Below are 24,109 nucleotides of genomic sequence, written 5' to 3'. Positions count from 1 at the left end.
GGACGGCCCGCGGGCGTGCGTACGGTCACGGGGCATGATGAGACCTCTGCTCGCGACGCTGGTCCTCGCGACCGCGACGACGGCGGCGGCGGCCGCGCCGGCCCCCGCCTCCGGCGACCTGGCCATCCGCTCCGTCGAGGTGCGCCCGTCCGACCCGGTGGTCGGCCCGAGCGGGTCGGTGCGGCTGGTCGTCGACGTGGTGGCGCGCGGCGCGGACCGCGTCTCGGTCGTCCTGGAACCCGGCCGTGCCCCCTCGGCCCCCTCGGGAGGCGACGGGCCCGGAGGGGAGCCCGGCAAGGAGCCCGAACCGGACGCCACCCCCTCGCCCGGCGACGCCGTGCCGATGCCGTCCGTCCCCTCCGACCCGGTCTCCCCCGAACCGGTCAGCCCGGGCGCCGCCGTGCCCGCCGCCGTGCCCGCGGCCCTGCCCGCGGTGCCGCTGCCGGGCCTGGGCGGGCTGGCGTCCGGCGCGATGCCCCGTGTGATGCCCGGCGTGGTGAGCGCGTCGCCGCCGCGTGGGCGGCCGGCCCGGCGGATCTCGCCGGCCCGGCCGGGTGAGTCGTCGGGGGAGTGGGAGACCTGGCGGTTCCTGCCGGACAAGCCGCTGTCGCGGTGGTACCCGAGCGGCCCCTGGACGGTCACCGCGACCGCGGTGAACGCGCGAGGCGAGCGGGCCGTCGCCCGGACGGAGTTCAACCTGCGTCGGGCGACCGAGATCGAGGGGCTCAAGGTCACGCGCGACGGGGACGGCGTACGCGTCACCGGGACGCTGCTGCGGGTGGATCCGGTCGGGAGGGTCGACTACCGGCCCTTCGCCGGGCAGCGGGTCAGGATCTGCTTCCGCCCCGCCGGGTCGTCCCGGTGGAGGACCGTCGGGGAGGCGGTCACCCGGAGGGACGGCTGGTTCAGCGCCCGGGTCCGCGCGGACGGCGAGGGCACATGGCGTGCCGCGTATGCCGGTACGTCCCGCTACGCCGCCGACGCCAGCCCGCAACGAGAAGCCTAAAACGCTACTAATGCCCTATAGGGATGTAAACCAGACATAAGAGACAGTTATCGTTTTGTAACCTCTTTATTCAGAAGTTCCGGCAACTTTTCCCTCCCTTGTGACGTCTATGACGTAGGCGCGCCCCAAACCGGGGGTGCGTTCCTGAACGGGGAGAGGAATTACCCTCATGGTGAAACGAGTCGCTACCACCCTGGTAGCGGTCGCCATGGGCGCCACGGCGCTCGCGACTGCGCCCGCCTATGCGGCCCCTGTCGCGCCTTCGCCGTCGCCCGGGACTGACTCCATCCATGCGGACAACGCCCGGAAGGCCTACACGCCCGACCCGCGCATCCTGTCGGTCGACGTCGACCCGAACGTGGTCGTGGTGAGCAGGGGCCGGTCCGCCCAGGTCACCGCCCGGGTCACGACCAAGGACGTCCAGAGCGTCGACATCGACCTGTGGAGTCCGCGGGGTCGTGGCGACCACGGCGGCGACCACTGGTTCGGCAAGCGCAAGAACGGCCGCCACGACGGTCCGAAGTTCGACCACGCGTCGCGTTCGTGGAGCTTCGACTACAACGACCGGGCCGGCACCTACCGGGTGCACGTCGAGGCGATCGGCCTCGACGGCAAGAAGTACACCGCCGACCGGTCCTTCACGGTGAAGCGCAACGAGTGGCACTCGCCGCGTCCGACCGGTCCGAAGGCGACCCGCATCGCCGGCTTCGACGCCACGCCCAACCCGGTCCGCAAGGGCCGCACGCTGTTCCTCAAGGGCAGGCTGCAGGTCGCGTTCGACGGCCACGGCCGCTGGCAGTGGCTGGGCTCGCAGGACGTGAAGGTCTACTTCCAGTCCTCGGGCTCCCACCGCTGGCAGTACGTGGACACCGTCGAGACCGAGGGCGACGGCGACTTCGCCGCCAAGGTCCGGGCCTGGAAGTCCGGCACCTGGGCGGTGCGGTTCGACGGCAGCCGCGGCCTCAAGGGTTCCGAGGCGACCGACTACGTGAAGGTCTGGCACCGCTGGTAGACCCGGCTGTCGACGCCCGGCCTCCGTTGGGGGCCGGGCGTCCGGCTTTCTCTGACGCGGTTCCTGATTAAAGGTGACAGTTCGGGTAGAGAGGTCACGGCGTGCGCGCGGAACCCTCATAGTGAGTGGAGCGTCGCGGTCACCAAGGGCGAGCACCCGCTCGCACCGCGTGTAGGGGGGTCTGGCTTGATCCGACTGATGCTCGCCGAGGACATGCACCTCATCCGCAAGGCGCTGGTCGCGCTGCTGTCGAGCGAGGACGACCTCGATGTGGTGGCCGAGGCGGACAAGGGCGAGGACATCGTCCGGCTCGGCTGCCTGCGGCGTCCCGACGTCGCGGTGCTCGACATCGGGATGCCCGGTGTCGACGGCCTCACCGCCGCCGCCGAGTTGCACCGCCGATTACCCTCCTGCAGGACCGTCGTCCTCACCGGGCTCGGGACGCCGATGGCGTTGCGCAAGGCGCTGGACGCCGGTGTGCGCGGCTTCGTCGTGAAGGACGCCTCGCCGAGCCACCTCGTGGACTGCATCCGCCGGGTGGCGGGGGGAGAGCGGGTCATCGACCCCGAACTCGCGGTGGCCGCGCTCGACGCGGACAGCAACCCGCTGACCGCCCGCGAGCTGGACGTCCTGGAGACCGCGGCCCGCGGCGCCACCGTCGGCGAGATCGCCGACCGGCTGTCGCTGTCGCGGGGCACGGTCCGCAACTACCTGTCCCGCATCCTCACCAAGGTCGGCGCCCGCTCACGCGTCGAGGCGATCCAGATCGCCTCCGAGTGCGGCTGGCTGTGGCCCGCCGCCGGCCGCGACATCGGCATCCTGCGCTACCGCCCCCGCCGGTAGTCCCTCCGGGCCCTCCCAGCGGCCCTCCCAGTGGCCCACCAGGTCGGCGTACAGGGGGGAGGCGGCGACCATCTCCTCGTGCGTGCCGACCAGGACATGGGTGCCGTCCATGACCAGCACCCGCCGGGCCCGCAGGGCCGAGGAGATCCGATGGGCCACCACGATCACCGTGCCTGACCTGGCCGCGAACGCCGCCTCCGCCCGCGCCTCCGCCGCGGGGTCGAGATGGCAGGTCGACTCGTCTAGCACGACCAGCCGGGCGGGGGACAGATAGGTCCTGGCCAGCGCGACGAGCTGCCGCTCGCCCGCCGACAGCTCGGCCGGGTCGAGCGGTCCGCCCGCGGTGCGCTGCGCGAGCTCCGTGAGCCCGAACGCCGCCACCGCCTCGTCCACCCGCTCGGGAGGCGTCCCCGGCGCGAGATAGGTGAGGTTCTCCGCCAACGTGCCGGGGAAGACGTACGCCTCCTGGGGGATCAGCGCGCGGGCGGCCGGGTGGACGCGCGCGGCCGGGACCCCGCCGACCAGGACCTCGCCGTCGTCCGGGGTCAGCAGGCCGGCGACGAGCGCGGCCAGCGTGGACTTGCCGATCCCGCTCGGACCGACGACGGCCAGGTGGTCGCCCTCGGGCACGTCGAGGTCCAGGCCGTCGATCACCGGCTCGGGGGCCTTGTGCCGCCGCGTTCCGTAGGCGAAACGCACCCCGCGCAGCTCCAGGCGGACCCCGTCCGGATCACGGTCGCCGTGCGGCACCGGCGGGCCGGGCGCGTACAGGATGCGCTCCAGCGTGACGGCCAGGCGCACCCCGCTGACACCGAGGCCCTGGACGAGACCGCCGAGCGCGGGGGCGAGCGACTGCATCACATAGGTCAGCGAGCCGAGGATCACCCCGCCGGTGACGCCCTGGCGCACCAGCCAGGGCGCGCCCGCGAGCAGGAGCACGACCGGCAGCCACGCGCCCACCGCCAGCGAGAGCGTCCGCGACGCCGTCACCCGGGCGAGCGCCCGCGCGGCCGCCGCCTGTCGGGAGACCTCCCGCCCGACGCTCGCCGCGACGCGCGCCTCGCCGCCGCAGGCGGTCACATCGCGCAGGCCGCCCGCCATCGCCGCCACCGCGGCGGCCGTGCGCTCGTCGGCCACGATGAACTCGCGCTGACGGCGGGCCAGGGCGGGCAGGGAGACGAGGAACAGGCCGAGCCCAAGGGCCACCGGCGCCAGCACGAGCGGGACGACCTCGGGAGCCAGGGTCATCAGTCCCACCGCCACGCTCACCAGCGTGAACACGAAGGTCCTGACCACCGTGATGATCGCGCCCAGGGCGTCCCTGGCCAGCTCGACCTGATGGTTCATCCGGGCGACCGCCGAGCTGTCGCCGCCCCGCCCGGCCCGCAGCGCCCCCGTGACCACGCGCCGGAGCAGCTCGTCGCGGAACGGCTCGACGATCCCGGCGACGAGCAGCAGCACCTGCCGGGCGGCCACCGCGGCCGGCGCCCACGCAGCGGCGAGCGCGCCCAGCCACAGCAGGCCGGCGCCGGGCCGCCCCGCGGCGAAGCCGTCGTCCACCGCCCGCGCGATCGCGTATCCGCCGGTCAGCGCGGGCAGGGCCTCCGCCAGCGACCAGCAGGCCAGCCACAGCAACCGGGAGGGTTCGCGCAGCAGCGCGCTCGCGATCACCCGCCGGGCGTCCGCCCGTGCGGCGGTCCGCGCGCCGGTCCCCGGGCCTGCCGTCACGCGCGTCTCGACGGTCTGCTCGCCCTCTTCCGCCGGCGGTGCCGTGGGCGTGCGGCGTCTCACGACGCCTCCACGGCCTGGAAGACGGCCCGATAGGCGGGGTCCTCCCACAGCCGGTCGTGTGTGCCGGTCGCTCGGACACGCCCGTCCTCCAGCCACACGACCTGGTCGGCCTGCGCCGCTGTCGCCACCCGGTGGGCCACCACCAGGCGGGTGTGACCGGCCAGGCGCCCCGTGAGCGCGCGCCCGACCTGCCGTTCGGTCACCGTGTCCAGGCTCGACATGGCGTCGTCGAGGATCAGCAGCCGGCCGGCCTGCGCGAACGCGCGGGCGAGGCCCACCCGCTGGATCTCGCCCCCGGACATCGGCGCCTCGCCGACCGGGGTGGCGTACCCGAGCGGCAGCCGCCGGATGAAGGCGTCCGCGCAGGCCGCGGCCGCCGCCGCCCGCACCGTGTCAGCCGACGCCGTGTCAGCCGACGCCGTGTCGGCCCGTGCCGTGTCAGCTGGCACCGTGTCAGCCGACGCCGTGTCGGCCCGTGCCGTGTCAGCTGGCACCGTGTCCCCGGGCGACGCGGTTGGGGCGCGGCCGGCGTGCGGCCGGCCGTCGCGGGCGGGCGGCCGGTGCGGCGCGTCCGGCGCCGCGAGCCCGAAGGCGACGGCCTCACCCAGCGTCTCGCCGAACAACGCGGGCCGCTCGAAGGCGTACCCGACCGCCCGTCGCAGCGGCTCCCTGCCGATCTCCCGCAGGGGCACGCCGTCCAGCAGGACGGCGCCGCGTTCGGGGTCGACGAGCCGGCCGGCGACGGCGGCCAGCGACGACTTGCCCGAGCCCGACCGGCCCACGATCGCCGTGCACGTGCCGCCGGGCACGACCAGGCTGACACCGCTCAGCACGCGTGCGCCGTCGACCCGTACGGTCACCTCGCGCAGTTCCAGGGCCCCCGGGCCCGGTGGCAGCGGCCGGTCCCCGTATCCCGGGGGCGGCACGGTGAACAACTGCTCCAGGCGCCCGGCGGCCGACCGGGCGCGGGCGATGCGGGCGGCGTACCCGAGCGCGGACCCCAGGCCCGCGCCGAGCACGACGTAGCGCGCGGCGGCGAGCAGCTCCCCGACGGTGAGGCCCCCGGCCGACAGGCGCAGCCCGCCGACGGCGAGCACCGCGATCTCCAGGAGCGGGACGACGACGGCGGCCTGGACGCCGGCCCGCGCCTGCAGCCGCCACAGCGCCATGCCGTGAGCACTCAGGCGGGGGAGCGGGGCGAGCACGCGCGCGGCCTCCCGGTCCTCGGTCCCGGCCGCGGTGATGGTGCGGGCCCCGGCCAGGGCGCCGACGAGCATGGCCGCGATCTCCCCCTGGGCCTGCTGGTAGCCGCCGGAGGCCGCGGTGGTCCTGCGCATGAACGCGCGCAGCACGGCCACGATCAGCAGGAGCCCGGCCACCAGCGTGACCGCGAGCCACGGGTCGATCAGCGCGAGGGCGACGACGCTGCCCGCCGCCGGGATGATCAGGGTCGCGGCCGTGACCACGGCCTCGGGGGTTCGCCCGGCCTCCTCCACGTTCACCCCGGCCCGGGTGACGATCTCACCCGGCGTGAAGTGGCGGGTCATGCCGGCGCCGACGGACAGGGTGTGGGCCACGACCCGGGAGCGCAGCCACTGCGCGGCCCGCGCACCGCTCACACCGGCCGCGAGCACGCGCAGCGCGTCACACGCGACGATCAGCGCGACCAGCAGCGCGGCTGCGGTGAGCGGCCCGGTGAGCGGCCCGGTGAGTGGCCCGGTGAGCGGCCCGGTGAGTGGCCCGGTGAGTGGCCCGGTGAGCGGACCGGTGGGCCCGGCGCCGGCCTGTGCCCCCTCCGCGGCCCGCGCCTGGGTCCGCACCACGGCGTCGACCGCGCCGCCGAGCGCCGCGGGGAGCAGCAGGTCGGCCGCGGCGCCCAGCAACGCCGCCGCGCTCAGCGCCGCGAGCCAGGGGCCGCCGCGCCGTACGGCCCGCGCGATCAGCAGGTCCGCCGGACGAGAGCTCACGTGGTCCTCCATAAGCGAGGTCGGGGGCAGGGCGGGACGGCGCCGGAAACGCGGAAGCCTGGGCGGCCGCGACGACCGCCCAGGACTCCCTCAGCGTGCTATCAGCCGCAGATGAGGCTGAGGCTGCTGTTCTCGTGCGGGGTGCAGCCCAGCAGGCTCAGGTTGCTGCCGCCGCCACCGCCGTGGCCACCGGGGGCCTCGAGGGTCTGCAGGTCGAGAAGCGCCATTTCGATCATCTCCTTGTATGAGTGTCGTCAGCCGGGATAAGGCTGAAGTTCGTGTTCACCGGAGGGTCCGTCAGCCGCAGATGAGGCTGAGGCTGCTGTTCTCGTGCGGGGTGCACCCGAGCAGGCTCAGGTTGCTGCCGCCGCCACCGCCGTGGCCACCGGGGGCCTCGAGGGTCTGCAGGTCGAGGAGCGCCATGTGCGTTCACCTCCTTACGGGGCTGGTCGGGACGGATGACCCGGCGGCGGTGCGCAGGGGCCCCTGCGCCTGGGACCGTCCGGGGGGCTCGAGGAACGGGAGGCCGACCGGCTCGTCGTGCAGCGCGGTGCCGAGCGCGAGCAGCACGCCGGCGCTCCCTGTGGCGAGGTCCATGGACATGCGGAGCAACTGCGCTCCGGGGAAGGCCAGCCCGCCCTGGTGGGGAAGCTCGTGCCAGGCCAGCCGGGCGATCTGCGCCGCGGCGGCCGCGGGGTCGGGGCGGGAGCCGGACGACAGGCAGGCGATCATGCCGGCCCGGCCCGCGAACAGCCCCGGCTGGACGTAGTAGTGCAGCGTCGTGACCGGCCGGATGGCGGCCAGCGACTCGGCGAAGACCTCGTCGTGCCGGTGGGCGAGGTAGCGGTCCAGCACCAGGCCGATGCCGGCCGACCCCTCGTCGAGGTAGGGGTTGGTCCGCCAGCCCTGCTGCACCTGGAGCTGGCCGTCCTCGCGGCCGACGCACCGGCGCAGGTCCTGCCGCAGTGCGGTGGCCGCGAGGTCGAGCAGCCCGGGGTCGCCGGTGCGCTCATAGGCGTGCAGGAACATCAGGGCGGGTCCCGACGAGCCGTACATCAGCCCCGCGTGCGGGTACCTGCCGCCGCTGATCTCGGGGACGTCGTCCGGGCCTCCGAGCCGGTCGGCGACCTCCGTCACGAGGCGCGCGGCCCGCTCGCGGAACCGGGGCTCGCCGGTCCCGTCGTGCAGGTGCATCAGGGCGAGGGCGACGCCGGACAGGCCCCGGTAGAGGCTGAGGTCCAGCCCTTCCCACGACTCCCGCGCGCACCGCTCGGCCACGTCGAGCGCGTCCTCGCGGCGGCCGAGCGCGTCCAGCGCGTACGCCACGCCGTGGAGGCCGTTGTAGAAGCCGGGCCCGATACCGGGCTTGGCGGCCTGCCTGAGCAGCCATTCCTCGTGCTCCGGGAAGCGCCCGGCCCCGGTCGCGGCCAGTGCGTACAGGACGCCCGCCGCGCCGTTGGCGAGGCTCACCCCGCCGCCGGGCTCGAACTGCACGATGTCGCCGGGGAACAGCCGGTCCTCGCGATCGGGCGTCGCCGAGGCGAGGATCGCCGTCGTCAGCGCCTCCCGCACGTCGGGCCAGCCCTCCCGCGAACGGCCCGGCCGCGGGAGCCGGCTCGGCTGCGGCGCGGACGCGTTCTGCCCGAGGATCGTCCGTACGGCGTCCTCGATCAGCGCGGGGGGCACGGGGAACGTCTCGATGACGAGCCGGCCGAGCTGGGCGGCCTTGGGCCGGTGCAGTTGCAGCAGCATGGTGGTCATCGGGGCGAACACCCCGAGATGCAGGCAGGCCAGCGCGTACTCGTCCGCCTCGACGCCGGCGAGCTCGCGCGGCGGCACGAAACCGGGGTTGGCGAGCGTGGGCCGTCTGCGCTCCTCGACCGGTGAGGAGACCTCGAAGTCGATCAGCACCACGCGCTCGTCCTCGACGAGGATGTTGAAGGGGTGCAGGTCGCCGAACACCACGCCGCGCTCGTGCAGGGCCGACAGTGCCGCCCGCACCTTGGCGAGCATCCCGACGGCCCACTCGGTGTAGTCCGCGTCCGTCTCCGGGGTGCGGTCGGCCCGCGTGAGAGGGTGCTTCTGGGCGATGAGCTGGCTGAGCGAGGTGCCGTCTATGTGTTCCTGGACCAGGAAATGGTGCTCGCCGACGGTGAAGTAGTCGTGCAGGGCGGGCACGGCGTCCAGGCCGGCCAGGCGCTCCAGGATGGCGGCCTCGTGCCGCAGCCGGGTCACCGCGTCGCGTCCCTCGACGTCGAGCCCGGCGTGCGGGCGGGCCTCCTTCAGCACCACCTTCTCGCCGGTGCGCTTGTCGCGCCCGAGATACACGCCGCCGCCGTTCGAGAAGTGCAGGACGCTGTCGACCGCGTACGGCACGCCTTCGAGCGTCACCGCGTTGCGCGCGGCCAGGTGCGGTTCGAGGAACGCCGGCAGGGGCACCCAGGAGGGCAGGGAGAACGCGGGGTCGCGCACGTCGGGGACGAGCGTGCCGTCGGCGTCCTCGATGGCGAGCACCCGCTCGCCGTTCTCGTCGAGGCAGTGGCGCTCGGCGAACCCGCCGTACCGGACGAACAGGGGCCCTTCGCCGTAACGCAGGTCGCTGAGGATGTACGGGCCCGCGACGCCGTCGAGGATCTCGGCGAGCTCCTTGAGCGTCAGCTCGAGCTGGGCCTCGTCCACGGGATAGATGGTGACCAGCTTGCCGCTCGACCCGCGGAAGGCGTACTTGGAGTTCTGCATCGTCATCACGCGCCGGCCGCGCAGGAACTTGAAGGCCAGCCCGCGGGGCACGCAGTAGTCCCAGGCCGCCGCGATCACCCGCTCCGCCTCCGGCACGGAGGAGGAGATGTGGATCTTCCATCCCTGTGTGGGCAGCTTCGCGCCGGCCGGTGCGTAGTGCAGCCAGGTCTCGCCCGCGAGGTGCGCCCATCCGTCGGGCGTGGGCCGGGCGGCGATGGCGAAGTCGGGATGCTCCGCGCGCTTGGCGTCGAGGGTGTCGTAGAAGAAGGGATCTGCGAGGCAGTAAATCTCATACTTACTAATCACCAGATGTCCCCTTAGGCCGGTCACATCAAAGAATTCCGGAAATGAAGAGAAGGGCCTAGTTACGCCCGTCAACTGCGCTATGTGAAATCCGCATATAACGAACCGTGACGCAGTCATGGGTCGATGGTGATGCCGTTGACGGCCAAATCTGGGGTTCCAAGCGAGGTATTCGGTCAAGTGACTGGTCAAAGGCCGCGGCGGCGGTAAGGGCCGCGACCGGCGGGGGAGGTGGCGGGTGCGCGCGCAGGGGATTGGGTGATGCGCGGCCGGCGCTCGAAGCGCGGGGAGGGGTGTCGGGGCGCCTCGCCGCCCTGGCCGGGCGACCCCGGCGTGAGCCGGCCGGGATGGGCGAGGTGGTCCCCGCGGCCGGGAGTTCGCGGTCCAGGGGCCATGCCGGGCACGGCGGGCCCCGGCGACGCGGGGGAACGGAAAGACCGGGCCCGGGGCGGCCTTCGCCGGTCCGGCGCGACGGCGGCCGGGGTCAGCGGCGGTCGCCGCCCCTGCGGGGAATCTCGGCGACGAGGCGGAACCAGCCGTCGGGGTCGAGGACCGTTCCCACCATGCCGTTGAGCGCTGCCGCCCGCTTGCGCAGGTTGCCCAGGCCGGTGCCGTCGCCGGGCGGCGCGGTGGGGTCGACGCCGTCGTTGGCGACGGTGAGTGTCGCGACGCCGCCCCGCACGACGATCTCGATCGTGCACAGGGTCGCCCTGCTGTGACGCAGGACGTTGGTCACCGCCTCCCGGACCATGATCGCGAGGACGGCGCTCACCTCGTCGCCCAGCTCGGCGTCGGCTGTTTCGATCTTGCAGTCTGTTCCGTACGCCCGGAGCACGGCGCGGGCGTTGGCCAGCTCAGAGGCGAGCGAGACGTCCCGGAAGGAGCGGGTCACGTTGCGGATGTCGGCGGACGCCTGGCGGATCGACTGCACCACGTCGGCCAGCGCCGGCCGCAGCGGGCTGTCGTCGTCCGCGAGGCGGTAGGCGAGTTCGCTGCGCAAGGTGGCCAGCCACAGGCGGCTGCTCACGAGGTCGTGCACGTCGCGGCCGAACTGCTCACGGGCTTCTGCCGCCGCCTGCCGTACGGCCTCGGCCTGCATGACGCGCAGCCGGCGCAGACGGACCGCGAGGACCAGCAACGCGGCGATCAGGAGCGTACCGAGGAGAGCGAGCAGGGCGAGCAGGACGATGTGCGGCAAGTGGGGCAAGTAACGACCCTCCAGTCATCCTTGCCGTAACATCGGCCTCGCCATTCGGTACACACGTCAGATCATTGCATACCGATCAGGAAATATGGCCAGTCCATTCATATTAAATTAGGTTCTATTACCAGTGTGTATAGGATCTCCGGATGGCCCTAAAAACGGGCGTTCATCAACTGTGAATCCGGATGTAACAATTTCCCGACGCCGTGCCCGCTTCACGACGGGAGGCGTAGGGGCTCAGGCGAGCGACCGCACCGCCGCCCCGAACACCGCGGGCAGGCGCCGCGCGGCGGGCACGATCATCCGGGCCGCGGAGGGATGCCGCCGGGCCCGCACGAGCGCGGCCGTCAGCAGCCGGGAACGCCACGACAGCCGCCGCCATGCGGTCTCGTACTCCTCGGGGCGGCCGGCCCGCAGACACCCGACCAGCGCGCGGGCCGACAGCAGCGCGAGCGAGATCCCCTCGCCGGTGAGCGCGTCCACGTAACCCGCCGCGTCGCCGACGAGCAGCACCCGCCCGGCCACCCGCCGCCGCACCCGCTGGCGCAGCGGCCCGGCCCCGCGCACGGGGGTGGCGGGCGGGCCGCCCAGCCGGGCGAGCAGGCCGGGGAACCGCGCCAGGTGCTCGTCGTAGGGCCGCCGCTCGCTGCTGAGCACGGCCACGCCGACCAGGTCGTCGCCCACCGGCGTGACATACGCCTCGCCGCCGGGGGCCCAGTGCACCTCCACGAAGTCCGTCCACGGCGCGACCCGGTAGTGGCGGCGCAGGCCGTATCTGCGCGGGCCGCCGGACGGCAGGTCCAGCCCGAGCCGCGCCCGGATCGGCGAGTGCAGCCCGTCGGCCGCGACCAGCCACCGCGCGTCCAGTTCGGGCGCGTCCAGTTCCGGCCGGCGGGGTTGGGGACGGCAGGGTTCGGGACGGCAGGGTTCGGGACCGCAGGGTTCCCGCTCGTACGGTTCCGGCCCGTCCGGTTCCCGCCGGGTCGTCACGCGGGCGCGTACGCGCTCGCCGGTGGCGCGCACGGCGTCCACCCTGCCGGGCACGACGCGGACGCCGAGCTCCCGCGCGCGGAGGGCGAGCGCGGCGTGCAGGGCCGTCCGGCGCACGCCCAGCCCGGTGCCGTCGCGGAACTCCGCCTGCACCCGGTGCCGCCCGTCCACGTAACGGATGCCGCGAAACGGCCTGCCCTCCGGCGCCGCCACCCCGAGCTCCGCCAGGGCGGCGGCGCCGGTGGGCATCAGGCCCTCCCCGCACGCCTTGTCGACCGGGCCGGGCCGCGGTTCGATCACCACCGCCTCCATGCCGGCCAGCGCCGCGTGGATCGCGGTGGCCAGCCCGGCGGGCCCGCCGCCGGCCACCAGCACGTCGATCACGCCGCGGTCCCCGTCCCGGCGCCGGGCCCGGCGTGCGCGGGGGCGGCGGCCAGGGCGGCGTTCTCGCAGCGCAGGCGCACGGCCATGAGAGGCACGTTGAGCAGGGTGAAGGCCAGCGCGGTCAGCCAGGCGGAGTGCACGAGCGGCAGCGCCGCGCCCTCCACCGCCACGGCGACGTAGTTGGGGTGGCGCAGCCATCCGAACCGGTACGGCCCGCGGGTCACGAGCGGCATGCCGGGCACGACGATGACCTGGGTGTTCCACTGCGGGCCGAGCGTCGTGACGCACCACCAGCGCAGCGCCTGCGCGGCCAGGACCAGTCCGAGCATCGGCCAGCCCAGGCCCGGGAGGAACGGCCGGTCCGCCAGCCACACCTCGAGCAGGCATCCGGCCAGCAGGCCGCTGTGCAGGGCGACCATCCAGGGATAGTGGCCCCTGCCGTACACCACGCCGCCCCGGTCGAGGCTCCAGCGGGCGTTGCGGCGCGCGACGAGGAGCTCGGCGAGGCGCTCCACCGCGACGAGCGCGATGAGCAGCACGTACCAGAACGACACGGGCCAGAACGACACGGGCCAGGACGACATCCGTCCCTCTCCCTCCTCACCGGCTTCCCGCCGGCCGCTTCACCAGTTGAGCAGGACGAGTTCGGAGCAGAAGCCCGGGCCCATGGCCAGCAGCAGACCCGGTGTGCCCGGCGGCGGCCGCAGGGCGAGGGTGTCGCGCAGCACGTGCAGCACCGAGGCGGACGACAGGTTGCCGTTGGCGGCCAGCGATCCCCAGGTGAGGTCGAGCGCGCCGTCGGGAAGCGCGAGCGTCTCCGCGACGGCCTCCAGCACCTTGGGGCCGCCGGGGTGGCAGACCCAGGCGGTGACGTCGCCGGTGGTCAGGCCGTGATCGGCGAGGAATCCGTGCACGTCGTCGCCGAGGTACGCGCGGACCACGTCGGGCACCTTGGCGTCCAGCACCACCCGGAAGCCGCCGTCGCGGACGTCCCAGCCCATCACGCGTTCGGTGTCCGGGTAGAGGTGGCTGCGCGTCGAGACGACCTCGGGCCCCGCCGCTCCGTCCGCCCCGGGCGGCTCGCGGTCGTCCCCGTACGCGACCACGGCGGCGGCGCCGTCCCCGAACAGGGCGCCCGCCACGAGGTTGGCCGTGGAGGTGTCGTCCCGTTGCAGGGTGAGGGAGCACAGTTCGACCGACAGCAGCACGGCCACGTGGCCGGGCCAGCCGCGCAGGTAGTCGTGCAGCCGGGCGATCCCCGCCGCTCCCGCGACGCACCCGAGGCCGAACACCGGCACCCGCTTCACGTCCGGGCGCAGCCCGATGCGGTTGACCAGCCGGGCGTCCAGCGACGGCGCGGCGACGCCGGTGACCGACGTACACATGATCATGTCGACGTCCGCGGGGGTGAGGCCGGCCGCCTCCAGCGCCCTGGTGACGGCCTGCGCGCCCAGGTCGAGCGCGGCCTCGACGAACAGGTCGTTGGCCGTGCCGAAGCCGTCGAGCTTGCCGTACTGGTCGAGCGGCAGCACCAGGTTGCGGTGCTCCACCCGGGCACTCGCGTGCAACCTGTCGAGGAGCCGGCGGTCGGCGCCCGGGGGAAGACAGACCCTCGCCAGGGTGTCCGTGATCTCCGCCTGCGAATAGCGATGAGGGGGAACGACACCATGGACGGCCGCGATCCGCGTCATCTCACATCCTCAGGCTGGCGAAATCGTGACAAGTCCCTCTTGCCCGTTGGGGGGAGCTGCAAGCCTTACGGGACTGATCGTGATCCTAATCCGCGAAGTCCGGTTACGCTCGGGATCGTGACCGGCTCAGGGGCGTCACCCGAGGACACGGCGGCCGAAATCGGCCCGGGCGCCGCGGTGCCGGTTCGCGGCCCGCGTCCCGGGAACCCCACCTCTGCCGACATCACGGGCGACGAGGCGGCCGAAATCGGCCCGGGCGTCGCGGTGCCGGTTCGCGGCCCGCGTTTCGGGAACCCCACCTCTGCCGACATCACCGACATCACGGACATCACGGACATCACGGGCGACGAGGCGGCCGGACACCCCCCGATGGCCCCGGCGGCGGTCCCGACAGCGGTCCCGACAGCGGCCCCGGGGGCGGTCCCGGTGGTGGTCCCGGTGGTGGTCCCGGCGGCGCGGACGGTGGCCGGGCTGGCCCGTGCGTGTCACCCGGGCCCGACCGCGGCGGTGACGACCCTGGTCGCGGCGCTCGTGGCGCTCGCCGGGTGGGGCCCGGCGGGGACCGCGCTCGCGGCCCTCGCCGTGCTGACCGGCCAGCTCTCCGTGGGCTGGTGCAACGACGCGGTGGACGCCACCAGAGACGCCGCGGCGGAGCGGACCGCCAAGCCGATCGTCGCGGGACTGGTGACCGTGCGGACGGTGCGCGCCGCGGCGTTCGCCGCGCTGGCGGCCTGCGTGCCGCTCTCGCTGGCCTGCGGCGTGACGGCCGGGGCGACGCACCTGGTCGCCGTGGCCGCGGCCTGGGCCTACAACCTGTGGCTCAAGGGCACGGCCGCCTCGTGGGCGCCGTACGCCGCAGGGTTCGGCGCCGTGCCGGTGTTCGTGGCGGCCGGGATGCCAGGCCGTGCCCTGTCCGTCTCTCCGCCCGCCTCCCCGCCGGACCTTCTGCCGGCCCCGCTGCCGGCCTGGTGGGCCGTGCTCGCAGCCGGGCTGCTCGGCTGCGCGGCACATCTCGCCAACGTGCTTCCCGACATCGAGACGGACGTCGCCACGGGCGTGCGGGGCTGGCCGCAGCGCCTCGGCCCCGCCCGGGTGCGGGTTCTCCTGCCGCTGCCGTTGCTGGCCGCGTCCGCGCTGCTGGTGGTGGCCCCTCCGGGACCGGCCCGCGCGGGCGGATGGCTCGCGCTCGCCGGGGTGGCCGTGTGCGCCGCGGCCGGTCTGCTGCTCGGCCGGCGCGTGCCCGCGGCGCCCTTCGTCGCCGCCGTCGGCGCCGCCGGGATCGACGTCCTGCTGCTCGCGGTCACGCCGGGCGCCTTCACCGCCTGAGCCACCTGAGCCACGGCCCGAGGTGGCCTGATCCGTAACCTGATCCGTAACCTGATGCGCGGCCTGAGCCGGCGTCGCGGCCGGGCCGCGACGGCGGTCATTCGCGCCGCAGGAACAGTCCGAGTCCCACGGCCGCGATCGGCACCAGGCAGAGGATCGTGAAGACGCCCTGCGGGCCGTACGTCTCCGCCGCGACGCCGAGCACCGGCGCGGCGAGCCCTCCGACGCTCACGGCGAGCCCGAGCGTGACCCCGGCGGCGGTGCCCGGCCGGTTCGGCAGGTAGTCCTGGCCCAGCTTCACCAGCACGGCGAAGGGGATGTTGATCGCGATGCCCGCCAGCAGGGCGAACAGCAGCGGCAGGTAGGGTCCCGGCAGCAGGCGCAGCCCGGCGAGCGCGGGGATGGCCAGCAGGCCCCCGATCTGCACGGTCCGCACGAGCCCGATCCGGTCGGCGAGCCGCCCCCCGAGCAGGGTGCCCGCCACCCCGCCGACCAGGAAGGAGGCCAGCGCCGCGCCCGCGAGGCCGCGTGCGGCGTGCAGGTGCCTGATCCAGAACAGCTCGATGAAGGTGAGCACGCCGAAGAACGTCACCGACCTGACGATCTCGATGCCGGTGAGGACCAGGAACGGCGCCCACCTGTCGGTGCCGGCGCGCGTGCCCGCCGTCGCGGCCCGGGCCGAGGGCCGCTTCCTGAGCAGCACGAACGCGATGAGCAGGGCCGGCGGGATGAACAGCGCCGTCGCGCCGACGCCCATCGCGATGAGGGCGGGCGTGGCCAGCACCGGCGCGAGGAAGAAGCCGACGCTGCCGCCCGCCGCGAAGACGCTCATGGCCGCGGCGCTGTCACCCGCCGTCTCCCTGGCTCCCTTGCCCGCCGCCGGATGGAACATGGCCACCCCGAGACCGGACAGCAGGACGAGGGTCCAGACCGCGGCGTACGGCTCCACGAGTCCGGACAGCCCGAGGCCGAGCCCGGCCAGCGCGACGCCCGCGGCGGCCAGCCAGCCCAGGCGGAAACGGTCGACCGCCAGGCCGATGAACGGCTGCGGGATCGAACTGCCCAACGCCGCGGCCAGCGTCAGCCCGGAGGCCGCCACGTAGCCGTAGTGCCGGTCGAGCACGAAATAGGGCACGCAGGCCGGCACCAGTCCCTGGTAGAGGTCGTCGACGGCGTGCGCGGCGGCCCACAGCCACATGCGCCGCCACGGGGACGTCGCCCGCGCCGCCGGCGCCCGTACGGATGTCTGTGTCACTGATCGTCTCCTTGAGAGGCTCCAACGAGCATCGCGGAGGACCGCGGCGGCGAACTATCGATACTCTGCCGATTCATGTCGGCAACCCGCCATCCGCGAAGCGGCGGCCCGTCCCGCGTGCCGCTGGCCCACCGCCAGCGCATCGACTGGCACGACCACGCCGCGCACCAGCTGATCCACCCGCACCGCGGGGTGCTGCGGATCTCGACCCCGGTCGGGGACTGGGTGGTGCCGCCGCATCGGGGCGTGTGGATACCGGCCGGGGTGGCGCACGCGCACGAGGCGTACGGGCCGACCGAGATGCGGGCGCTGGTCTTCGACCCCCCGGTCAACCCGCTGCGGCTGGACCGGCCCACGGTCCTCGCGATCACACCGCTGCTGCGTGAGGTGGTGGTCGCCCTGACCGGCGACGACGACCTGCCGGCGGAGCAGCGGGCCAACCTCGAACGCGTCCTGCTCGACCAGCTCCGCAAGGTCGAGGCGCTGCCGCTGTGCCTGCCCGCGCCGTCCGATCCCCGGCTGCGCGACGTGGCCGCGATCCTGGAGGCGGATCCGGCGGACGGCCGGACCCTCGCCGAGCTGGGCGCGGCGGTGGGCGCCTCGGAACGCACACTCAGCAGGCTCTTCCGCGCGGAGACCGGCATGAGCTTCCCGCAGTGGCGCACCCAGCTGCGGCTGCACCGCGCGCTCATCCTGCTGGCCGGCGGCCGGTCGGTGACCTCGACGGCCGCCGCCTGCGGCTACAGCGGGCCCAGCGCGTTCATCCAGGCGTTCAGGCACGCCTTCGGCACGACCCCGCACGCCTACGTGCGGTCCTGAGGCGGACGGCCACGACCGGGTGAGCACCACGTATCCGGCCTCCCGGAACACCACCCGGTAGCCCTGCTCGCGCAGCGCCTCGACCCGGGCGATCTGCCGGCGGACCGAGTCGAAGGGAAAGGTCCTGACCCCCACGTCGGCGGCGACCCACGGCGCCCCCCGCGGCGTGCGGTCCCACAGTAGGGTCCGCGTACGCGGCGACAGGGCCGGAGCGAGGGAGCCTGCCGCCTCGACCAGCACGCCGTCCGGGACGGCCGCCACGGCTCGCTCCGCGGCGCGGGTCCGGACGGTCTGCGCGTAGAAGGAGGGCGTGAACAGCGCACCGAACGAGAAGAACGGCACCAGCGCGAGCGCGGCGCCGAGCACCAGCAGCGCCCATCCCCGCACGAGCCTTCCGGGCCGGCCGGGAAAGCGGGCGGCCGCCCGCAGCGCCCCGTCGACACCGGCGGCGAAGACCACCGCGACGACGAAGGCCGTGTAGTGGTATCGCGGCGTCCACCAGTTCGGGTACGTGCTCGCGAGCATGCGTTCCAGCAGCGGCGGCAGCAGAGCGAGGCCCAACGGGGACAGCACGGCGGTGAACAGCACGGGAGTGAGCGTCAGCACGAGCGTGCGCGGCTTCAGCGGCGGGTCGGCGAGCAGCGCGACGACGTCGCCGGGCCGCGTGACGGCGTGAACCACGGCGCGGGGGAGGTCGGGGCCGAGCGTCCAGTACGCCCAGTAGTAGCCGGCCCTGCCGCCGAAGTGCGGGATGAGGACGCGCGTCGCCACCAGGGTCGCGGCGACGCCGCCGGCGACGAGCAGCGCGCCGAGCCTCCGGCCGCGGCGGCGGGTGAGGAGATACAGCCCGAACCCGGCCAGCAGCAGGCCCATGTCCTCCTTGACCAGGAGAAGGGCCGTCCCCGCGAGGACCGCCGCCCGTTCGCGCCCGGCCTGGCACCGCTCCAGCACGACCGCCGTGAGCAGCGGCGCGAACGCCACCTCGTGGAAGTCGAAGGCCACGGCCTCGGTGATCGGCCATGACAGGGCGTAGGCGGCCGCGACGGGATAGGCGACGCGACGGCCGTCCGTGACCGGCGAGGAGGCCGGCGAGGAGGCCGGCGAGGAGGCCGGCGAGGAGGCGCGGAAGGAGGCCCGCGAGGAGGCGCGGAAGGCGTACGCCCACACGAACGGGATCGACAGCGCGAGCAGGACGGCCTGCGCGACGAGCAGCGTGGCGGGCCCGTCGTGGATCCAGTACAGCGGCGCCAGCAGCGCCAGCGCCGGGGACCAGTGGTCGCCGAGCACGCAGAACCCCGGTCCGAACCCGTTGTGCACGCCCTTCAGCATCGAGACCGGCGCCTGGAAGCGCGCGTACGAGCGGATCGCCTGATCGAATATCACCAGGTCGTACGCGCCGGCCCGGAACCGGGCGAGCGTCGTGAGGGAGTACAACGCGTAGAGCGCCGCGGCCGCGGCGGTGAGGGCCGCGACGCAGGCGACGTCCCCACGGGTGAGTTTCCCGGTGGAGGGGGCGCCGCCGAAGTGGTCCCGGCGCCGTGCCCGGCACCATCGTGCGGCCATCCCTGCGACTGCTCGCGCGATCCCCGCCATCCGTCCCGTTCGCTTCCGCCCGCTCCCTGCGGCAGCCTAGCGGCGCCGCACGGCGCGGCCCGGAACCGCCACGTGAGCGGCGGCGTTCCCTCCGGCCCGGAGCGGCCGGGATGCGCGAGCGGATCATCCCGCCCCTGTCTGCGGCAGACTATGAGTCATGCTCCACGGCCGCGAAGCGGAACAGGCCGAGATCGACCGGCTGCTGGCCGATCGCACCGGTGTGATGATCCTCCGCGGCGAGGCGGGGATCGGGAAGACCGCGCTGCTGGAGTACGCGGCCTCCGCCGCGCACGGCCGCGTCCTGCGGGTGAGCGGGGTCGAGTCGGAGGCGGAACTGCCGTTCGCGGCTCTGCACCTGCTGCTGCGCCCGATGCTCGACCGCCTCGCGGCGCTGCCGGACCAGCAGGCGGACGCCCTGACGAGCGCCCTGGGGCTGGGCCGGGCGGCGCCTGGTGACCGCTTCCTCGTCCGGCTCGCCACGTTGAGCCTGCTGACCGAGCTGGCGGCCGACCAGCCGCTGGTCTGCCTGGTCGACGACGCCCAGTGGCTGGACCAGGAGTCGGCGGACGCGTTGCTGTTCACGGCCCGCCGCCTGCATGCCGAGCCGATCGCGCTGATCTTCGCGGCGCGCGACGACGGGACGTCGTTCCCCGCCCCCGGACAGCCGGAGCTGTGGCTGACCGGGCTGGCCAGGCGACCGGCCGCGCGCCTGCTCGCCGAGCGGGCCGGAGAGCTCCCGCCGGCCGTACGCGAGCTGATCGTGAACGAGGCGCAGGGCAACCCCCTGGCGCTGCTGGAGCTTCCCCGCACGCTCACCGCCGAGCAACGGGCCGGAGCCATCGGGCCGCCGGTCTTCTCCCTCGGCGGCGCCGAGCCGGTCTCCGGCCGGGTGCTGGCGGGCTTCCGCGCCGCGATCCTGGAGCTTCCCGCCGCGACCCGGTCATGTCTGCTGGTGGCGGCCCTGGACGACAGCGGCGACATCGACACGCTCAACCGCGCCCTGCACGGCATGGGCGTCTCGCTCACCGACTTCGCGCCCGCGGAACGCGCGGGGCTGGTCGGGGTCACCCCCACGGGTGTGGCCTTCCGTCACCCTCTGGTGCGTACGGCGACTCGGCTCGCGGCGGACGTGGCACAGCGCGTCGCCGCGCACCACGCCCTGGCCGGGGCAACGGACGAGGACCGCCGTGCCTGGCACCTGGCGGCGGTGGCCACCGGGCCCGACGAGCGGGTGGCGGGGGACCTGGAGGAGGCCGCGATCCGCGCCGCGAGGCGCAGCGGCCAGGCGGCGGCGTCGGCGGCGTACGAGCGGGCGGCGCGGCTTTCCGCCGATCCGGGGGCCGCGGCGCGCCGCTGGGCCGCCGCCGCGGCGGCCGCCCTGGACGCCGGCCTGCGGCGGCGCGCCGAGGAGCTCACCCGCAGGGTCTGTCCTGCGGCCGACCCCGCGGTGGCGGCCGAGCTGGCGAGGGTGCGGGCCACGCTGGCCTTCGAGGCGGGCCGGCCGCTGGAGGCGATCCGGCTGTCCCTCGACGGCGTCGAGGCCCTGGCCCCGGTCGACCCCGAGGCGGTGCTGCCGATGGCGAGCATGGCCAGCGTCTACATCTGGAGCAGCACTCCCCATCCCGACCAGCTCGGCCTGGCCCGCCGTATCGCGGACCTGACTCCGCGCGTCGAGGGCCCCCTGAGCGTGCTCAAAGAGTTCAGCATGGACGTGGTCCACCTGCTCGAGGGCGACGACACGGCCGTCTTCGGCATGCCGTACTCCAGGCTGGGGCATCAGTCGGCGCTCCCGTTCGAGCTGCGCGCCATAAGAACCTACCTCGGCTTCGTCCACGGCCGGCAGCGCATGATGCTGGAGGACGCGAACGGCCTGGTCGCCGAATGCCGCCAGGCCGGGCGGGTCGGCCGCCTCCCGCAGGCCATGCTGCTCCAGGCCGTGGCGCAGATCCTCAACGGGCGCCACCGCGCCGCGCGGGCCGGCGTGAGCGAAGGCCTGCAGATCGCGGCGGACAACGACCAGCCGTACTGGGACAACTACCTCACCGGCGTCTCCGCCTGGCTCGCGGCGGTGGCCGGGGCGGAGGAGGAGTGCCGCCGGCTGATGGCGCGGGCATGTGCGGCCGAGACGTGGATGACCGGCGCCACCTGGGCCACGTACGCGGCCATCATGCTGGACCTGGGGGCGGCCCGCTACACGTCGGTGCTGGAGCGCATGGACGAGCGCATGAGCGGGCCCGGCCGGCACGCCTTCATCTGGCGGTACGCCTACCCCGACTACGTCGAGGCGGCCGTCCGAGTGGGCACCCCCGAGCGGGCACGTGACGCGATCGAGCGCTTCGCCACGTGGGCGCGTGCCATCGGGCAGCCGTGGGCGCTCGCCGTGCTGGAGCGCTGCCGTGCGCTGGTGACCGGCGACGAGGCGGCGTACGAGCGGGCGCTGGCCCTGCACCGCGAGGCCGACCACCCCTTCGAGCAGGCCCGCACGGAGCTGCTGTACGGCGAATGGCTGCGACGTCACCAGCGCCGCGCCGAGGCCCGCATCCGGCTGAACGCCGCCATGGAGACCTTCGTCCGCCTCGGCGCGGCCCCGTGGTCCGCCCGCGCGGCGGCGGAGCTGCGTGCCACCGGCGTCTCGCCGTCCCCCCGCGACCACGGCCGCGACCCGCTGGCCACGCTCACCCCGCAGGAGCTCCATGTGGTGCGGCTGGCGGCGGGCGGCGCGTCGAACCGGGAGATCGGCGCGCAGCTCTTCCTGAGCCCGCGTACGGTCGCCTACCACCTGTACAAGGCGTTTCCCAAGCTGGGCATCAGCTCGCGTGCCGAACTCGCCAGGTTCGTGATGACCTAAGCGGACCCCGCCGACGTGCCCGGCAATACCGTCACATGACGGAGGCGGTGCGGGCGCGTCCGTTCCTAGCCTCGGCGGCGTGAGCATTCCCACCTATTCACTGGCGGAGCGGGACCGCCGCTGGGCACTCGCCCGCGGCATCATGGAAGCCGAGGGCGTGCAGGCGCTCATCGCGTACGGCGAGCACGAGTGCGTGGATCTCGCCCCCTTCGCCCCGGACGCCTACTTCACCAACGACCGGCCCGGCGCGATCGTCGTCTTCTGCGGCGACGCCGATCCCGTGGAGCTGACCTGGTCGACGCTTCCCGTCGCCGACCACATCCAGGCGAGCAGACGCGGCGAGGAGCTGTGGATTTCCCCTGAGCGCGTCCGGGTGGCCAAGCACGCGGCGGGCGTCGCGGAGGTCCTCAGGGAACACCGCCTGGAGGCGGCGTCCGTGGGGGTGCTGGGCCTGGACCCCTACCCGCCGTTCCACATCAACCCGATCATGCCGTACGGGCTGTGGTCCCAGGTGCTGGCCGAGCTGCCGGAAGTGACCTTCAAACCCGTCGGGTTGAGCTTCCTGCTCGCCACCGTGCGGCAGTCCGAGGAGGAGCTCGCCGTCATCGGGTATTCGGCCGAGACGGGCGACGTCATGGCCGAGGCCATGCGGAGGGCCGCCCGGCCGGGGGTGAGCGAGGCGGAGATCTACGCGGCGGGGATGGCGGCGGCGTTCCGGCGCGGTCTGGCCGCCCCGGGCATGTTGCTGTCGTCCGGACCGGGCTTCGTCTCATGGGGGCCGCCCGCCTGGTCCTACCGGCCCCAGGCGCCGCGCGTCGTCGAGGAGGGCGACGTCGTCATGGCCGAGGTGTTCTGCCGCTTCGGGATGAAGGAGACCCAGCACCAGGTGGCCATCGCCGTGGGCGAGCCGCACCCGGACATCGAGACCGGTGCGAAGGTGGCCCGGGCCAGCTACGAAGCCGGCCTGGCCGCGGCCCGTCCCGGCGCCACCTTCGGCGACCTGGTGGAGGCCATGGAGGGTCCGCTGCGCGACGCCGGCGCGTGGAACGTCCACCCGCTGGTGCACCTGCTCAACCCGATGGGGCCCGTCGGAGGCTTCGGCGCCGGCCTGCGCAGGCTGCCCGAGGCGGCGCGGTACGGCCGGCTGTTCGACCTGCCGACCATGGGCGCCCAGCTTCCCCTGATGCCCGGGATGACCTTCGCCTTCGAGCCCAACGCGGTCGTCGGCGAACGCCTGGCCAATCTCGGCGGCACCGTCGTCATCGGCGAGGACGGCCCCGTCGAGCTCAACCCCTTCACCGCCCAGCTGCTGAGGAGCGAGGGATGAACGCCACGAGCCGCATTCCGGAACGCGAGCTGGCCGAGCGGCCGAGCGGATACTCGGGGCCGAACCTGTCGCCCTCGGGCCTGAGGCTGGTCCCGCACGCCCTCGCGGACGGCGTCCACGCGCTGATGGCGACCATCCCTCCCAAGGACAACAACGGGCTCGTCGTCGGCCGGGACGCCGCCCTGGTCGTGGACGCGGGAATCACCCCGGAGGTGTCCGACCGGATCCAGGGGCTGGCCGCCGAGCTGACCGACCGGCCGTTGCGGTACCTCGTCAACACGACCTACCACGGTGATCACACCTTCGGGAACATGGCCTTCCCCGCCGCGACCGTCATCGTGTCGTCGCGGCACAACAAGGAGAACATGGCCGACCTCGCCTACGAGAAGCGGGTCAGGTCGGGCAACATGTACGGCGACGAGGCGCTCTTCGACGCGGTGACCCGATGGCGCACCCCGGACCTCGTGTTCGACGCCTTCGCCGAGATCGACCTGGGCGGGCGAAGTGTGCAGCTGTGGCATTTCGGCCCGGGGAACGGGCCCGGCGACACGGTGGTGTACGTGCCCGACGCCCGCGTGGCGTGGACGGGTAACCTCCTGTGCCACGCCGGCATCGCCCACATGCTGTTGCAGGGCGGTCCCGAGCCGTACGCCGGCACCCTGCGCCGGATGAAGGAGGCGCTGCCGGATCTGGTGACCATCGTGCCGGGTCACGGACCCTCCGGAGACGGCCACGCGGCCATCGACGCGCTGATCGCCTACCTCGAGCGGCTGCACGAGGAAGTCCTCCACGCCGTGGAGGCGGGCCGTACGGTGGAGGAGACCATGACGGCGTGCACCGACCCGTGGGCGGAGGGTCTGGACCCGGCGCTGTCCGCTGCGCTCGCGTGGTACCGGATCCCGCAGGACGTCGCCCGGCGCGGCATGCTCGACCTGTGCCGGAATCTGCACCGCCTCAACATCTTGGCCACTCACCGTCTCTACGCCCGTCCCTGAACCGGGCCCCGAGTGA

18 protein-coding genes and 1 pseudogene are annotated in these 24,109 nt (G+C 74.1%); 8 read left to right on the top strand and 11 right to left on the bottom strand.

Going from position 1 to position 24,109, the window contains the following annotated elements; genetic code table 11:
• Positions 1-34: 34 nt before the first annotated feature.
• From ACQPZZ_RS24170 to ACQPZZ_RS24160, 3 genes are all read left to right on the top strand, one after another.
• Complete coding sequence (locus tag ACQPZZ_RS24170; protein WP_432922322.1) at positions 35-1,006, top strand: hypothetical protein; 972 nt, start codon at positions 35-37, stop codon at positions 1,004-1,006.
• A gap of 172 nt (positions 1,007-1,178) precedes the next feature.
• Positions 1,179-2,018, top strand: coding sequence for a hypothetical protein (locus tag ACQPZZ_RS24165; protein ID WP_432922319.1), 840 nt, complete (start codon positions 1,179-1,181; stop codon positions 2,016-2,018).
• Positions 2,019-2,204: 186 nt separating this feature from the next.
• Entirely contained in the window at positions 2,205-2,861 is a 657-nt protein-coding gene (locus ACQPZZ_RS24160) for a response regulator transcription factor (RefSeq protein ID WP_363641180.1), read from the top strand.
• Here ACQPZZ_RS24160 and ACQPZZ_RS24155 read toward each other — a convergent pair.
• From ACQPZZ_RS24155 to ACQPZZ_RS24115, 9 genes are all read right to left on the bottom strand, one after another.
• Entirely contained in the window at positions 2,763-4,652 is a 1,890-nt protein-coding gene (locus ACQPZZ_RS24155) for an ATP-binding cassette domain-containing protein (protein WP_432922316.1), read from the bottom strand. The two genes, ACQPZZ_RS24160 and ACQPZZ_RS24155, sit on opposite strands and share 99 nt — an antisense overlap.
• Entirely contained in the window at positions 4,649-6,619 is a 1,971-nt protein-coding gene (locus ACQPZZ_RS24150) for an ABC transporter ATP-binding protein (RefSeq protein ID WP_432922312.1), read from the bottom strand. The genes ACQPZZ_RS24155 and ACQPZZ_RS24150 overlap by 4 nt, the downstream gene beginning before the upstream one ends.
• A 101-nt stretch (positions 6,620-6,720) precedes the next feature.
• Complete coding sequence (locus ACQPZZ_RS24145; RefSeq protein ID WP_363641186.1) at positions 6,721-6,855, bottom strand: SapB/AmfS family lanthipeptide; 135 nt, start codon at positions 6,853-6,855, stop codon at positions 6,721-6,723.
• A 61-nt stretch (positions 6,856-6,916) separates the two neighbouring features.
• Positions 6,917-7,042: a SapB/AmfS family lanthipeptide gene (locus ACQPZZ_RS24140; RefSeq protein ID WP_357045027.1), complete on the bottom strand. Its 126-nt coding sequence runs from the start codon at positions 7,040-7,042 to the stop codon at positions 6,917-6,919.
• 6 nt (positions 7,043-7,048) lie between these two features.
• On the bottom strand, positions 7,049-9,664 hold the full coding sequence (gene lanKC / locus ACQPZZ_RS24135) for a class III lanthionine synthetase LanKC (RefSeq protein ID WP_432922307.1): 2,616 nt from the start codon (positions 9,662-9,664) through the stop codon (positions 7,049-7,051).
• A 481-nt stretch (positions 9,665-10,145) separates the two neighbouring features.
• Positions 10,146-10,868 (bottom strand): sensor histidine kinase, encoded by a 723-nt coding sequence (locus ACQPZZ_RS24130; RefSeq protein WP_432922304.1) that lies wholly within the window; start codon positions 10,866-10,868, stop codon positions 10,146-10,148.
• Between the two features lie 234 nt (positions 10,869-11,102).
• Positions 11,103-12,239 carry an NAD(P)/FAD-dependent oxidoreductase gene (locus tag ACQPZZ_RS24125; RefSeq protein ID WP_432922301.1) on the bottom strand — a complete coding sequence of 379 codons (1,137 nt, stop codon included), beginning with the start codon at positions 12,237-12,239 and terminating at the stop codon, positions 11,103-11,105.
• Entirely contained in the window at positions 12,236-12,823 is a 588-nt protein-coding gene (locus tag ACQPZZ_RS24120) for an isoprenylcysteine carboxyl methyltransferase family protein (protein WP_432922298.1), read from the bottom strand. Before ACQPZZ_RS24120 ends, ACQPZZ_RS24125 begins: the two co-directional genes overlap by 4 nt.
• A 39-nt stretch (positions 12,824-12,862) precedes the next feature.
• A complete protein-coding gene (locus ACQPZZ_RS24115; protein ID WP_432922295.1) occupies positions 12,863-13,930 on the bottom strand; it encodes a type III polyketide synthase in 1,068 nt (355 codons plus the stop codon).
• A gap of 117 nt (positions 13,931-14,047) precedes the next feature.
• On the opposite strand from ACQPZZ_RS24115, the gene ACQPZZ_RS24110 reads away from it, so the two are divergent.
• Positions 14,048-15,256 carry a UbiA family prenyltransferase gene (locus ACQPZZ_RS24110; RefSeq protein WP_432922292.1) on the top strand — a complete coding sequence of 403 codons (1,209 nt, stop codon included), beginning with the start codon at positions 14,048-14,050 and terminating at the stop codon, positions 15,254-15,256.
• A 97-nt stretch (positions 15,257-15,353) separates the two neighbouring features.
• Here the strand turns inward: ACQPZZ_RS24110 and ACQPZZ_RS24105 are convergent, their stop codons facing one another.
• Entirely contained in the window at positions 15,354-16,511 is a 1,158-nt protein-coding gene (locus ACQPZZ_RS24105; RefSeq protein ID WP_432922289.1) for an MFS transporter, read from the bottom strand.
• A 75-nt stretch (positions 16,512-16,586) separates the two neighbouring features.
• Here ACQPZZ_RS24105 and ACQPZZ_RS24100 point away from each other — a divergent pair, with 75 nt between their 5' ends.
• Positions 16,587-17,330, top strand: coding sequence for an AraC family transcriptional regulator (locus ACQPZZ_RS24100; RefSeq protein WP_432934508.1), 744 nt, complete (start codon positions 16,587-16,589; stop codon positions 17,328-17,330).
• 189 nt (positions 17,331-17,519) lie between these two features.
• On the opposite strand, the pseudogene ACQPZZ_RS24095 reads toward ACQPZZ_RS24100, so the two are convergent.
• Positions 17,520-18,893 (bottom strand): annotated as a pseudogene (locus tag ACQPZZ_RS24095) (DUF2079 domain-containing protein); the annotation flags it as partial.
• 187 nt (positions 18,894-19,080) lie between these two features.
• Here ACQPZZ_RS24095 and ACQPZZ_RS24090 point away from each other — a divergent pair.
• From ACQPZZ_RS24090 to ACQPZZ_RS24080, 3 genes are all read left to right on the top strand, one after another.
• A complete protein-coding gene (locus tag ACQPZZ_RS24090) occupies positions 19,081-21,771 on the top strand; it encodes a helix-turn-helix transcriptional regulator (RefSeq protein WP_432922286.1) in 2,691 nt (896 codons plus the stop codon).
• Between the two features lie 79 nt (positions 21,772-21,850).
• A complete protein-coding gene (locus tag ACQPZZ_RS24085; protein ID WP_432922283.1) occupies positions 21,851-23,098 on the top strand; it encodes a M24 family metallopeptidase in 1,248 nt (415 codons plus the stop codon).
• The gene (locus ACQPZZ_RS24080; RefSeq protein ID WP_432922280.1) at positions 23,095-24,093 is read left to right on the top strand and encodes an MBL fold metallo-hydrolase; all 999 of its coding nucleotides are present in this window, start codon (positions 23,095-23,097) and stop codon (positions 24,091-24,093) included. The genes ACQPZZ_RS24085 and ACQPZZ_RS24080 overlap by 4 nt, the downstream gene beginning before the upstream one ends.
• Positions 24,094-24,109 lie beyond the last annotated feature (16 nt).

Origin of the sequence: Microbispora sp. CA-135349, from assembly GCF_050947365.1 — a bacterium.
Lineage (GTDB): Bacteria > Actinomycetota > Actinomycetes > Streptosporangiales > Streptosporangiaceae > Microbispora.
This window is presented reverse-complemented; position numbering and strand designations above follow the sequence as displayed.

Bases quoted from the DNA above. Each gene is read 5' to 3' on its own strand.
- ACQPZZ_RS24170 (WP_432922322.1), top strand. From the start codon at position 35: ATGATGAGACCTCTGCTCGCGACGCTGGTCCTCGCGACCGCGACGACG.
- ACQPZZ_RS24145 (WP_363641186.1), bottom strand. From the start codon at position 6,855: ATGATCGAAATGGCGCTTCTCGACCTGCAGACCCTCGAGGCCCCCGGT.
- ACQPZZ_RS24140 (WP_357045027.1), bottom strand. From the start codon at position 7,042: ATGGCGCTCCTCGACCTGCAGACCCTCGAGGCCCCCGGTGGCCACGGC.
- ACQPZZ_RS24120 (WP_432922298.1), bottom strand. From the start codon at position 12,823: ATGTCGTCCTGGCCCGTGTCGTTCTGGCCCGTGTCGTTCTGGTACGTG.
- ACQPZZ_RS24115 (WP_432922295.1), bottom strand. From the start codon at position 13,930: ATGACGCGGATCGCGGCCGTCCATGGTGTCGTTCCCCCTCATCGCTAT.
- ACQPZZ_RS24100 (WP_432934508.1), top strand. From the start codon at position 16,587: ATGTCGGCAACCCGCCATCCGCGAAGCGGCGGCCCGTCCCGCGTGCCG.
- ACQPZZ_RS24090 (WP_432922286.1), top strand. From the start codon at position 19,081: ATGCTCCACGGCCGCGAAGCGGAACAGGCCGAGATCGACCGGCTGCTG.
- ACQPZZ_RS24080 (WP_432922280.1), top strand. From the start codon at position 23,095: ATGAACGCCACGAGCCGCATTCCGGAACGCGAGCTGGCCGAGCGGCCG.